We start from the raw sequence: 12,728 nt of genomic DNA on the forward strand, positions 1-12,728 counted from the left end.
GTTAGCAGAGACCTGTGTTTTTGATAAACAGTCGGAGGAACCGATTTACTGTGGCCCACTCGCGTGGGCATCCCTTATCGCGAACTTACGGGATCATTTTGCAGAGTTCCTTAACCAGTGTTCTCCCGAGCGCCTTAGACTACTCGTCTCGCCTACCTGTGTCAGTTTTAGTACGGTCGGTGTGCTTCAACCCTACGAGGCTTTTCTTGGACGCTCCTCACGCGACATACCCATCGTAAGCGGGGTTAGCCTTGCGGCCAGGGACATTTCTAACCGTCCCCTCGCGATCCGAGCGCCGTCCCCTCTTCGGTCCACACAACCGGCGCGGGAATATTAACCCGCTGTCCATCGTCTACGCCTTTCGGCCTCGACTTAGGAACCGGCTAACCCTGGGCGGAATTACCTACCCCAGGAAACCTTAGGCTTTCGGCGGGCAGGATTCTCACCTGCCTTATCGTTACTCATTCCGGCATAATCACCCGCTGGGCCCGACACCGCTCCTTTCGGTACGGCTTGTATCTGCCCAGCGGCGCTCTCCTACCATAAATCTACTGCTTCGGTGTCGTGCTTACTCCCGTTCATTATTGGCGCAGAACTGCTCGACCAGTAAGCTGTTACGCACTTTTTAAATGATGGCTGCTTCTAAGCCAACATCCTGGTTGTCACAGCAATTCAACTTCCTTAGTGACTTAGCACGACTTCGGGACCTTAACAGGTAGTCTGGGTTGTTTCCCTCTCGACCGCGGAGCTTATCCCCCGCGGACTGACTGCCGAGATAGTCTCACCGGTATTCGGAGTTTGGTTCAGCAGGGTACCCCGCGAAGGGCCCCAAACCAAATCAGTCTCTCTACCCCCGGTAAGTAGTGGCTCGACGCTAGCCCTAAAGCTATTTCGGAGAGAACGAGATATCTCCTGGTTTGATTAGACTTTCACTCCTCCCCACAAGTCATCCCCTCGGTTTTCAACCCAAGTGGGTTCGGTCCTCCACGCGGTACAACCCGCGCTTCAACCTGCTCATGGGTAGTTCACCAGGTTTCGCGTCTGCCGCCGATGACAATTCGCCCAGTTAAGACTCGGTTTCCCTGAGGCTTCGGCCCTGAGGGCCTTAACCAAGCCACGGACGGCAACTCGCCGGATCATTATGCAAAAGGCACGCCGTCACACATTCAATAGTGCTCCGACCGCTTGTAGGCGTATGGTTTCAGGTTCACGTACCTCCCCTAACAGGGGTTCTTCTCATCTTTCAGTCGCCATACTGAGTTCACTATCGGTCATCAGGTCGTATTTAGCCTTACGGGATGGTCCCCGTGGATTCGGTCGGGGTTTCACGTGACCCGACTTACTCAGGAACCCTTCGAGAGGCCATCGAGATTCGCGTACGGGGCTGTCACCCTCTGCGGCGCCCCTTTCCAAGGGCTTCTGCTTCCCGATGGCTTTCTGACTCTCATGTGAAGGGCCCTACAACCCCGCCGAGGAAACCTCGACGGTTTGGGCTATTCCCCTTTCGCTCGCCGCTACTGAGGGAATCGATTTTTCTTTCTCTTCCTGCGGGTACTGAGATGTTTCAGTTCTCCGCGTTTGCTAGGGCACCCCGGGATCATCGCTTGTTTGTCAACTCCCCCGAGCTTTTCGCAGACTTCCACGCCCATCATCGCTACCTGATGCCAAGACATCCCCCATACGCCCTTAATAGCTTGACCACATTAATCGAACGCTCCAGCTACCCGACTGCGTCGGGCGTCGAACCGGCCGATCCAAAAACAAGCTATTGACGCCGCAGGCCGGCGAAGGCCTGCGGCTGAGTAACGCATCAATGCTTCGCGATCCACCCGACACCAGCCGGCGGGCTAGACGACCCACCAACCAACGGCGTGCGGCTCACGAAGCGAAGGTGCTCGACTGGGAGTCAACTCACCGTGCGGAATCCGCCCGACGAGCCGCCCCCAATTCAGATGCCACTCTTGCTCTTGCCAAATTGTCAAAGATACCCCGCCGACTTTCGCTTACCGGGTCCGAGGACCCGAGGCGATCGCCGACAGGAGCCGGCCACAACCTGCCGGGGTCTCGCATTCCAGACCGAGCGTCCGAAACTGTCACGCAGAGGGCGTTTTTTAGGCCGCCGTGCCGTTGACTCTTCGATTCACTCCGTCGGTCGCGAGCACAGGAGAATACGCGTGGCCGGCTGAGCTGTCAAAGGGGGATCCCCAAAATTTTTTCGGGGGCCGCCTTCCAGCCGGTTCGGCGTCTGGCGCGGCGCTCCGGATGCGCTCCGGAGTGGGCCGAACCAGCTCCGTGGGTATCGGCCGGAGGCCGGGGGGAACTCCAGTACCGGAGCCCTCGCTGGCGGCTCTTTTGGCGGCGGTCAGCCCCACTCGATGGGGGCGCCGTTGGGCGATCGGAACGATCACCCGAGCCGGTGTTCGCCGTCAAGCAAGCGGCGCGGCGACGGCCTCGCTGGCGGCTGACGCCTCGGCCCGCTGCATCAGCGACGTCGCGGTGTCGCTGGGCGACATTTCGGTGACCGCCATGGCCGTGGAAAGGACCAACTCCGTATCCCCCAGCGGCACGGTGCATTCGGCCAGCGCGGCGTTGAGACCCTCGCCGAACTTCTCTGCCTTCCTGGCGTTGAGCCCCGGCATCAAAACGACGAGCCTCCCCCCCTCCAAGCGGGCCAGCAGGTCGCTGGGCCGCAAGGCGCTCTTGAGGAAGCCGGCCAGCGATTCCAGCGTGATGCGAGCGACGGCCTCGCCGAAGTCGGCGGCGAGCCCGTCGTAGGCCTCGAAGTTCGCGGTCAACAGCGACAACGGCGTGTTCGCTTGCTGCGAGCGGCGGACCTCGCCGCGGAGCATCTCGAGGAACCGCGTGCGGTTGGGCAGCGTATCGACGCCCTCGCTGCCCGCCGCGGCGTCGGACGGCTCGGCCTCCGCCGCGGGAGCGTGGCCCGGGGTGATAGGCACGCAGGTTTCGCCGGTGTGCCGGTGAGCGTTGTTCCGCCCGGCCTTTTTCGACGCGTACAACGCGTCGTCGGCTCGTTTGAGGATGGCGTCGCGGCCGTCACCGGGGCGGATGCCCGCCAACCCGAGGCTGCCCGTGACCCGAAGCTGCTTCCCTTCGAAGGGGACCGAAAGCGACTCGATCGCTGTGCGTACCCGCTCGGCTAGGGCGTGCCCGTCATGCGCTTCGGTGGCGGGCATCACGACGGCGAATTCTTCACCGCCGTACCGGCACGGCAGGTCCATCTCGCGCACGCACTCGGCGATACAGGCGCCGACCCGCCGGAGGACCTCGTCCCCGGCTTGGTGGCCATGGCTGTCGTTGAAGCTCTTGAAGTGGTCGATGTCGAGCATCAGCAGCGCGAACGGCGTCGCGTGCCGCTCCCACTCGCACAGCCGCCGGCTGATCTCGGCGTCGAAGGCCCGCCGGTTGGCGATGCCGGTCAACGAGTCGGTTCGGGCCTCCGACTCGTGGGTCTGGATGATGTCGGCCTGGGCTTGGATCTGCTGCTCGGCCTTGGCGAGCTTTTCCTGCAATTGAGAGTTAGCGGCCTCGATTGCGTGCAGCGCCTCGGCGATCGAGGCGGCGGTGATCGCGTCGCGGTCCTTGCCCCCGGACAAGCGCGACTCGATCTGCTCGATGCTCGCGCTGTGCTCGCACACGTCGGTTGCTACGGCCGAAGCCAGGTCGCGCAAGCGATCGCTGGCCAACAGGGTCCGCTCTAGATCGATCCGTCGCGCGTCGTCGAGCCCCTCGTCGGACTCGGCCGAGTCCGCCGATCCCTTCGCGCGGCCGCCGCCGACCCACACGCCCGCCGCGAATCCGACGCCCAGCGCGGTCGCTGCGAACGTGAGGTTTACCAGCAGCAGCACGGTACTCGAGGCAATGACTAACATCGTTAGTGCGAAGGTGGGGTTTCGGTTCTCGCTCCGTTCATCGCGGCGCGCTCGGGAAGGCGGCGAAGCCGATCCGATCCAGAGTCTCCGACCGCCGCCCCAGGAAGTGGCTTGGCGCGTCGGCCGGGTCGCAGGCTCGGATTGCCGAAAAGATAGGTCGCGAAACGGCCAGTGCGGCGGCGGCGCACGGAACTACGCGACTTAGGGGCGCTGCGGCAACCCAACTCAGGATCCGGAGTTATCGGATGCGCCGTCTGTCAGGTTCGGTATGGGGCTACAGGGTTCGGGTCACCGCTGAGCTGGGAGCTGCGGGGGCCGGACCGGACTAGATTTGCTCGGTTTGGGCGGCGACCGTGCCGTTCGATTCGGGTAGCGCAATCCTTCAGTGAGCGGCAACGTGGATGAGCACTGTCGCGGTGAGATCGACCGGCCGACCCATCCGCCCCGACGGCGGCTGCCGTGACCGAGCCCTGTCGGTTTGGCGTCGGCGGGCGCGTTGTTTCTCCGCAGCGGCGCCATCGAGGGCGATGAGATGACAGCCCAAGCGAAACCGAGAGTGCTGTTCGTTGACGACGAGCCCCAAGTCCGTGAGCTCGCGTGTCGCGCATTGGACTCGGAAGGCTTCCAGTGCGACTCGGCGTGCGACGGCGACCAGGGGCTGCGTCTGGTCGAGGCGAACGCCTACGACGCGGTGGTCACCGACCTCCGCATGCCGGTGCGGCACGGGTACGCGTTGTGCGACGACATCCTCCGGATGAGCAACGCGCCGGCGGTCGTCGTTTGCACCGCTCTGTGCGAGTCGAGGGTCGTTCGCGACCTGATCGCACGGGGCGTGAAGGAAGTGGTCAACAAGCCGGTGCGGTACGATGTGCTCGCGTTGAAGGTGCGTTCCATAATCGACCAACGCCGCTCCGCCCGGCCGGCGTCGAGCGCACGGCGGCCGGGCCGCTCGGCGCTGATGAAGGTCAACCTGCTGCAGCAGATCGAGACGTCACTCGTCGAGCTGACCAGCCTGTTGGGAGACCGGCTAGACGACGCGTTCGTCATTACGGGAGAGCTCCCCGATCCGCCCAGAGCGGTCCGCGATTTCATACGCCGGTTGGCCGAGAACGACGTCGCCCACGGCGAGAAGCTCTCGCCGTCCGAGTCAGACTCCGTGCTGCGCGGACAGGACCGCGTCACCTGCTACACGACCGTGACCGCCGCGCCCGTCAGCCGGCTGGGCGTGCGGAACGGCGAGCCCTTCAAGCTCGCGCTGAGGGACCTCTCGGAGAGCGGCGCGCGGCTGCTGCACACGCGGGCCACGAACGCGGAGTACCTGGCCCTTTGCTGGAACACCACGCACGTTTCTACCAGACAGATCAAAGTGATCTGTCAGGTGAAGCGGTGCCAGCCGTGCGGGCCTTTCTACGACATCGGCGGGCAGTTCGTCCTCGCCGACTAGCGCGCTCAGCGACGGATCTCTTCGGTCGGGGGCGTCTCTTCGATCAGTTCGGGCGTGCCGTCGTCGTCCTTCTCGATCGTGAAGGCGTCGTACAGGTCGCCGGAGGCTCGATACGCGCGGTAGCTCAGCTGGTCGCCGTCGATGCGGATCGTCTGGTAGAGCTGGATGCCGGACCCGCTGCGGCTGACGTCCCACGACTCGCCCAGCTGGTAGTTCTTCGGGCCGCTGACGCTCACCACGTAGACCGTCTGGCCCTCCTGGCGGCGCTCGCCCGCGGCCACGTTCTCCGCGTCGGCCGGCCCGCCCAAGCCGCTGCGGGCGTAGGCGTGGTCGTGGCCGGTCAGCGCGAGGTCGACCTTGTGCTTGTCGAAGATCGGCTTCCAGATCGCCCGCAGGGTCGCGTTGTCGCGGTTCTTCGCGGCGGAGAAGATCGGGTGGTGGAACGTCAGGATCGTCCAGGGGGCGGGCGGCAGGTCGCTGAGGAGCCGGTCGAGCCACTCGGCCTGCTCGGCCTGCCGCTTGTTCGAATCGAGCGCGACGAACCGCACGCCCTGGTACTCGAACCAGTAGCAGGTCTCCTCCAGGCCCGCGGCGCCGTTCATCGGGAAAGAGAACTGAGGCCGCCAGTGGTCCGAGACCGTCGGCTCTAGCCCGCGCCGGAAGTACTCGTGGTTGCCCGGCACCGCGACCGTCGGGATGGCGCCGTTGAGCCAGCCGGCGGCCTCGTGCCACTCGCCCCACTCGGCGTCGGTGTTCGCGTTGTTGATCAGGTCGCCCGCGTGCAGGGCGAAAGCGGCCCGCGGGGCCTCGGCGTGGGCCTCGCGGCGGACGCGCGACCAGAGGGCGCGAACGGCGTTTTGCGCGTCGCCGAAGTAGACGAACTCGAACGGCTTGGCCTCGTCGCTCGCGGTCGTGAAGTGGTGCCATTCGGTCCAGTTGACGCCGTCGCCGACCCGGTAGGCGTACCTGGTCTCGGGCTCAAGGCCCCGCAGCTTGGCGGAGTGCATCCGGCACTCGCCGAGGTCCGACTCGAACAGCTCGCTCGTCCCTTCGATCTCTTCCGACTCGGGGATGTCGCCGTTGCGGTGGTCGCCGAACACGTCGGCGGCCTCGATCCACTGGCAGATGGTGGCCTCGGTCGCGGGGTGGGTCCGGTAGGTGATATCGACCGAACTGGCCGGGTCGTCGCTCCAAGTCAGAACCAAGCGGTCCGGCAGCGGCGTGGGGCGGTAGTGCTCGGCAGGGGCGTAGACGGTCGGGTGGTCGTGCTCCCCCTCGTGCGCGTGGGCCGGTGCGGGGCCTGCGACCAGCGGCAGGAGGGTCGCCAGGGCGAGGGACCAAACGGCAGAGTTCCGGCGGTAGCTTTCGGGCATGGCTCGGGTGAGATCGCTTCTAGAGTTCCGGCGTCGCGGCGAGACAGCGGCGAGCGAATCGCCGCCCCGCGACCACCAGCAGTGGTAGTCGGCGTGGTGGCGCGGGTCAACGGCCGCTAACACAAACGTAACAGACGGCGCGACAGGACCATCCGGCCCGACGCCGAGCGGCCGAAGCCGCCGTCCGCCCAAGCGCCTACAGCCGCCCCGTTTACAACCCGATCTTGAGAGCTAAGATGCGAGACTCGCGGCTCCCGAGGACAGGTAGCTCAGTTGGTAGAGCACGGCACTGAAAATGCCGGTGTCGCCGGTTCGATCCCGGCCCTGTCCACTAGATTTTCAGGCCTTTCGGGGCCTCGGTTTCTTGGGTGTTACCCAGAGCGTTACCCAGCGGCTCGCGGCCGGTGACGGCCCACAGCACGGCCGCCGTCGCGTCGGCGTTCTCGCCCACGTAGAACTTCTTGGTGGTCTCGATGCTCTCGTGGCGCATCAGCTCCACGAGCGTCGCTGCCGGGACCTTGTGGGCCCACCGCTGGCCGAACGCGCGGCGCAGGTCGTGGGCCGTGGCGAACTTCCGGGCCTCCCCCGTGCAAGGGTCGCTGTCAACCACGACACGAGCCGACTTGCCAATGGCCGCGATGACCCCGCCCGGCCGGTGGCGCCCCGGCAGCGGACCGCACGGCCCCGGATCCATCACCTGACGCACTCCCTCCGCCCCCCACGATCAGCATGCCTACCGAGAAGCCTTGGCGGCTCGCCGAGGCCGCCCTGCCGCAGCTGCAAGAGTCGCCGCCCCGCGTGGCGGTCATCCCGATGGCCGCTACCGAGCCGCACGGCTTGCACCTGCCGTACGCGACCGACGTGATCGAAACCGACGCTATCGGCGATCGGGCTTGCGAGATCGCCCACCGCCGCGGGGCGGCCGTGACCCTGCTGCCCACGCTTCCCTTCGGCGTGCAAACGACCCAGCAGGCGTATCCCCTGGCGATCAATCTGAATCCTTCGACCCTGTTCGCGGTGCTCGACGACATCGCCCAGACGCTCGACAACTCGGGGATCCGCAAGGCCGTGATCCTCAACGGCCATGGCGGAAACGACTTCTACACGTGGCTCAAGGAGTCGCACGCGGAGCGCCGCGTGTTCGTGCTGCAGGTCAATTGGTTCGATGTCGCTCGTGGGGTGGCCGAGGGGCTGTTCGCCGGCGGGGGCGACCACGCCAACGAGATGGAGACGAGCCTCGTGCTGAGCCTGAGGCCGGAGTTGGTCGACATGGACCGCGCCAGCGATCAAGCCACAGCCCGGCCCAGGCTGGCCGCGATGCGCGAGGGGTGGGCTAGGGCGCCGCGGGTTTGGGACCGCTACACGAAGGACTCAGGCGCGGGCGATCCGCGGGCCGCCACCGCGGAGAAAGGCGAGCAGTACGCCGAAGCGGTCTGCCAGCGAATAGCCGACTTGCTGGTCGAGCTCGACGCGGCGGAAATCGACGACCGGTTCCCGTTCGAGTAGCCGCCGGGCCGCTGCGGCGAATCGGCGGTTGCCCATCCGGTCCACTGAGCCGACAATCTCGGGCGAATCGTCCAACCCGCCCGGGGGGTCTGGACCGAGCGCTCCCTCGCCCCTTTCGGTGCGGGGCTCGGTGGCATCTGCGGCCTGAGCCGCTTGTGAGCCAGTGGCGGGCGCCGGGGCGAACCCGCCACGCGGCCGCTGCGCACTAGACTGGCACAGCCCCACCGAGACGCGCCCCCCTGCAACCGCTAAGACCCGTCTTTTGAGCACCATCCGCCCTCAGACAGCCGATCGAGCTCGCGTGACTCTGGGCCGGCTGCGGCCTCGGCTCGAGGAGCGGTTCGCCTCGCGGATCGATTCGGTCGCGTGGGAGTCTTTCACGCGGCGGCTCGACCGGCACTTCGCGTCGTTGTTCGAGCCGTTGTACGGCATGTACGGCGGCGAGTACGACTTCTTCTACCACGTCGAGACGATCGTCCAGACGATCGCCGAGATGTGGGTCAGCCGCCCGCAAACCCTCAAGGGGCTCGACGCGCTGCGCGAGGAGGACCCAACGTGGTTCCGGTCGCACCGGATGGTGGGGGCGACGTGCTACGTGGACCTGTTCGCGGGGGGCTTCGCGGCGCTGGAGGACAAGCTGCCCTACCTCAAGGAGCTGGGCGTCACGTACCTCCACCTGATGCCGGTCTTCCGCACGCCCGTCGGCGAAGACGACGGCGGCTACGCGGTGAGCGACTACCGCGACGTCGACCCGTCGCTCGGCACGATCCAGGAGCTGGAGCACCTGGCCTCGCTGCTACGCAGCCACGGGATCTCGCTCGCGCTGGACTTTGTGCTCAACCACACGTCCGACGAGCACCCCTGGGCCAAGGAGGCGCTAGAGGGGTCCGAGGAGCGTCAGGCTTACTACCGGATGTACCCCGACCGGACCCTGCCCGACGCCTACGAGGCGCACCTGCAGGACATCTTCCCGGACGACCACGAGGGCGCGTTCAGCTTCCGCCCGCGGATCCGGCGCTGGGTTTGGACGACGTTCCACACGTACCAGTGGGACCTCAACTACTCGAACCCGGCGGTGCTCCGGCAGATGACCGAGGAGATGCTGTTCCTCGCGAACCTCGGCGTGGAGGTGATCCGGATGGACGCGGTGGCGTTCCTCTGGAAGGAGCTCGGCACCAATTGCCAAAACCTGCCCCACGCGCACTCGGTGCTGCGGGCGCTGAGCGCGGCGGCGAAGATCGCTGCGCCGACCGTGGCCCTGAAGTCCGAGGCCATCGTCCACCCCGACGAGGTGCGGAAGTACATCGGGGCGGACGAGTGCCAGCTGTCGTACAACCCGCAGCTGATGGCGCTGCTTTGGGACGCACTCGCGACGCGCAAGACGACCTCGCTGCGGCTGGCCCTCGAGAAGCGGTTCGACATCGACGACGACTGCGCTTGGGTCAACTACATCCGCTGCCACGACGATATCGGTTGGGCGTTCAGTGACGAGGACGTCACCGCCGCGGGCTTCGACCCCCGCTCGCACCGGCGTTTCCTCACCCACTTCTACACCGGGCGCCACGAGGGGAGCTTCAGCCGCGGCCTCGTGTTCCAAGAGGACCCGAAGACGGGCGACGCGCGCGTGTCTGGCATGACCGCCTCGCTCGCGGGCCTGGAGCACGCGATCGAGATCGAGGACCCGGACGAGGTCGAGCTGGCGGTCCGCCGGATCCTCTTGCTGCACGGGGTGATCATCACCATCGGCGGGCTGCCGTTGATCTACCTGGGCGATGAGATCGCCATGTTCAACGACTACACCTACGAGAGCGACACCAACAAATTCGGCGACTCCCGTTGGGTGCACCGGCCGCCGTTCGATTGGCGCCGCACCCAAGATCGCTACAACGACGAGTCGCCGATCGGACGCGTTTACCAAGGGATCCTGCGGCTCGTGCAGGTGCGGACCCAGGACCTCGCGTTCGATCGCGCCGAGACCTCGCTGGTCAACCTCGGCAACGAGCACGTGTTCTCGTTCTTCCGCAATCAGGGCGAGCACTCGGCGCTGGTCATCGGCAACTTCTCGGAGCACCCGCAGTCGGTCGAGGCGAAGCGGCTGCGGAGCCTCGGGCTGCGCAAGACGCTCGTCGACATGTTCGCCGGCGACGTGATCATGGCGAACCGGCAGCTCGACCTCGCGCCGTACCAGCTGATGATCCTCGCGACCGGCCGCACGCAGGCGGTTTGAGGGGCGGGTTCGGTCTGAAGGGCGGGCGCCGCGGCGAGGGCCCGCGCGGACTGGGCTGGCCGGCGGCCCCCCGCGCGCTGCCCCACCGCTGGCTCAGATGAAGCCGTAGTGGCGGAGGCCTTCGATGATGCCGCCGGCGTAGTGGGCCTCGGCGAAGTAGACGCGGGCCGCCTTGGCCGAGCGTAGCGAGGCGAGTTCCGCGTCGTGGTTGCCGACGACGATGCCGGCCGTCTGCCCTTGCAGCATGTCGCGGTCGTTGCCGGAGTCTCCGGCGGTGGCGATCTGTTCGATCGGCAGGCGCCACTTGTCCGACAGGTAGCGGACGGCCTTCCCCTTCGAAGCGCGGTGCGGCAGAACGTCCAGGAACGCGCCGTGGGACATCACCAGCGAGTACGCGCTCTTGGTCGTGGCGAGGGCGGCGCGCACCTCGCGCAGGGCGGTCGTTTTGTCGAAGTCGGCGTCGATGTCGTAGCTGATCTTGAACTCTCGCTGGGCGAAGTCGCGGTCCTGCAGCGTGAGGAAGCCCAGCGAGCCGAGGGCTTCGCGGATGCGGTCTGGTTGCCAACGGGAGCGGAGCCGGGCGGCCCAGCCGCGCGCGGGGGCCATGTCCGGGCCGTAGTAGATCTCGGCGCCCACCGAGCAGATCGCCACGTCGAGCTGGTCGATGGCCGCGTACTGCAGGGCTTCGCGCACCAGCTCGATCGACCTGCCCGAAGCGATTCCGAACGCGATGTCGTCGCGCTTGCTTGCGATCAGGTCCAAGAGCTCCCGCATCGAATCGTCGTGGCCGAGCAGGGTGTTGTCGATGTCGGTGATCAGCAGGTGCTTCACGCGAGACAGCCGTTGACCCACCGCGGGGGGGCGTGCGGCGTCTTCGTCGTCGGGCGAGGGCCAGTCCTGCAAGATCGGCTGGATCGACTCGACGTAGCGCTCGGCGTGGGTGTCCCAGCTGTAGTGCTCGCGGACGCGGTTCACGCCGTTGCTCGACATCCGCTCCCACTCTTTGCGATCGGTCAGCACCTTCAGCAGCGCGGAGGTCAGCGCGTCGCGGTTCGTGACGTCGACCAGCAGCCCGCTGTCGCAGTTGGCGGCGATGTCTTGGGGTCCGCCGTTATCGGTCACGACGAACGGGAGCCCGACCGCCGACGACTCGATCGCCGTCAGGCCGAACAGCTCGGTGAAAGCCGTGTTGACGAACACCCCACGCGACGCGGCCGCCAGGCGGTACAGCTCCGGCACGTCGAACTCGGAGTCGTGGTTCTTCGGGATCGCGAGCTTGCCGTAAAGGTTGTAGCGGTCCATCGCCAGCAGCATGTCGGTGAGGACCCGCTGCTCGTTGTCGGGCATCTCTTCGATGTCGTCGCGGATGCCGGCCAAGATGACGAGGTTCGCGATCGCCTGCAGCTCGTTGCTGCGGCCGTAGGCCTCGACCAACGCGCCGATGTTCTTCCGACGGTCGGGGCGGCAGAGCGCCAGGATGATCGGCCTCTCTTCGTTGAAGAGGAACCGCGCCAGCTCGTTGTGCATCCGCACCCGCGCCTGCTTGTAGTGCTCGTCGATCTCGGCGCCGGGCAGGTCGTAGTCGTAGTAGGGGAAGAAGCGGTCGAGGTCGGTGCCGGGCGGGATGACCTGGAAGTTGGCGTCGGATTGGCTGGGGTACAGCCCCCACTGCGTGCGGCGCTCGTGGTTGGTGCTCGTGACGATCATGTCCGCCACGCCCAAGCAGTCTTGCTCGACGGAGATCCGCTGGTCGATGTTGAGCGTCTTGTTCGCTTGGTCGACGGTCCACCCCTCGGAAAGCAGGTACTCGAGCTTGCTCTTGCCGAGGGAATGGCCCGTGAAGACGAACGGCGCACCGAACGCGGACGCGACCTCCTTGCCGACGTAACCCGCGTCGGCGTAGTGGGCGTGCACGAGGGTCGGCGTGCGCCCCTCGCTGCGTGTGAAAGTGATCATCGCGTCGGAGTACTCGTCCAGGTGCGGCCACAGCTTCTCCTTCGCCATGTACCGGCCCCCGCCGCACGGCAGGCGGACGATGCGGCAGCCGGGGGCGAGTTCCTCGACCGGTTCGCTGTAGTCGGCCGAGATTCGCTTGTCCTTCAGCCGGCGGGTGAAGAGGTCGACGGCGTCGATCTCCGGACGGCGGGCCAGGCTCTTGGCCAGCTCGAGCACGTAACGGATCTGCCCGCCGGTGTCCGCGTCGCGACCCATTTCGACGTTCGAGCCGCGGACCAGTCCATGGATGCTGATCAACTGCAGATACACGCGATGCTTTCTCCCTTTCTATG

Annotated in this window: 7 protein-coding genes, 1 tRNA gene and 1 rRNA gene; 4 read left to right on the forward strand and 5 right to left on the reverse strand. The window is 66.1% G+C overall.

The features are described 5' to 3' along the window. Together RIC11_RS07760 and RIC11_RS07765 are read right to left on the reverse strand one after the other, a co-directional pair. Positions 1-1,700, reverse strand: a 23S ribosomal RNA gene (locus RIC11_RS07760); the annotation flags it as partial. A gap of 726 nt (positions 1,701-2,426) precedes the next feature. Further along, complete coding sequence (locus tag RIC11_RS07765; protein ID WP_350210002.1) at positions 2,427-3,890, reverse strand: diguanylate cyclase domain-containing protein; 1,464 nt, start codon at positions 3,888-3,890, stop codon at positions 2,427-2,429. Between the two features lie 532 nt (positions 3,891-4,422). Here RIC11_RS07765 and RIC11_RS07770 point away from each other — a divergent pair. After that, positions 4,423-5,334: a response regulator gene (locus tag RIC11_RS07770; protein ID WP_350210004.1), complete on the forward strand. Its 912-nt coding sequence runs from the start codon at positions 4,423-4,425 to the stop codon at positions 5,332-5,334. Between the two features lie 5 nt (positions 5,335-5,339). Here the strand turns inward: RIC11_RS07770 and RIC11_RS07775 are convergent, their stop codons facing one another. Further along, positions 5,340-6,707, reverse strand: a complete 1,368-nt coding sequence (locus tag RIC11_RS07775; protein WP_350210006.1) for a fibronectin type III domain-containing protein — start codon at positions 6,705-6,707, stop codon at positions 5,340-5,342. A 258-nt stretch (positions 6,708-6,965) separates the two neighbouring features. On the opposite strand from RIC11_RS07775, the gene RIC11_RS07780 reads away from it, so the two are divergent. After that, a tRNA-Phe gene (locus RIC11_RS07780) sits at positions 6,966-7,038 on the forward strand. On the opposite strand, the gene RIC11_RS07785 is transcribed toward RIC11_RS07780, so the two are convergent. After that, complete coding sequence (locus RIC11_RS07785; protein WP_350210008.1) at positions 7,039-7,317, reverse strand: site-specific integrase; 279 nt, start codon at positions 7,315-7,317, stop codon at positions 7,039-7,041. It abuts the tRNA gene before it with no gap. 119 nt (positions 7,318-7,436) lie between these two features. Between RIC11_RS07785 and RIC11_RS07790 the strand changes: the two genes are divergently transcribed. After that, positions 7,437-8,213 carry a creatininase family protein gene (locus tag RIC11_RS07790; protein ID WP_350210010.1) on the forward strand — a complete coding sequence of 259 codons (777 nt, stop codon included), beginning with the start codon at positions 7,437-7,439 and terminating at the stop codon, positions 8,211-8,213. Positions 8,214-8,514: 301 nt separating this feature from the next. Beyond that, a complete protein-coding gene (locus tag RIC11_RS07795) occupies positions 8,515-10,440 on the forward strand; it encodes an alpha-amylase family protein (protein WP_350210012.1) in 1,926 nt (641 codons plus the stop codon). A gap of 93 nt (positions 10,441-10,533) precedes the next feature. Here RIC11_RS07795 and RIC11_RS07800 read toward each other — a convergent pair whose 3' ends face one another. Further along, entirely contained in the window at positions 10,534-12,705 is a 2,172-nt protein-coding gene (locus RIC11_RS07800; RefSeq protein WP_350210014.1) for an HAD-IIB family hydrolase, read from the reverse strand. Between the last annotated feature and the right edge of the window lie 23 nt (positions 12,706-12,728).

It is taken from the genome of Botrimarina sp., from assembly GCF_040219535.1.
Classification (GTDB): Bacteria; Planctomycetota; Planctomycetia; order Pirellulales; family Lacipirellulaceae; genus Botrimarina.

What these genes read in the sequence shown, in the direction of transcription:
- RIC11_RS07765 (WP_350210002.1), bottom strand. Translation starts at nt 3,890, where the DNA reads ATGTTAGTCATTGCCTCGAGTACCGTGCTGCTGCTGGTAAACCTCACG.
- RIC11_RS07770 (WP_350210004.1), top strand. Translation starts at nt 4,423, where the DNA reads ATGACAGCCCAAGCGAAACCGAGAGTGCTGTTCGTTGACGACGAGCCC.
- RIC11_RS07775 (WP_350210006.1), bottom strand. Translation starts at nt 6,707, where the DNA reads ATGCCCGAAAGCTACCGCCGGAACTCTGCCGTTTGGTCCCTCGCCCTG.
- RIC11_RS07790 (WP_350210010.1), top strand. Translation starts at nt 7,437, where the DNA reads ATGCCTACCGAGAAGCCTTGGCGGCTCGCCGAGGCCGCCCTGCCGCAG.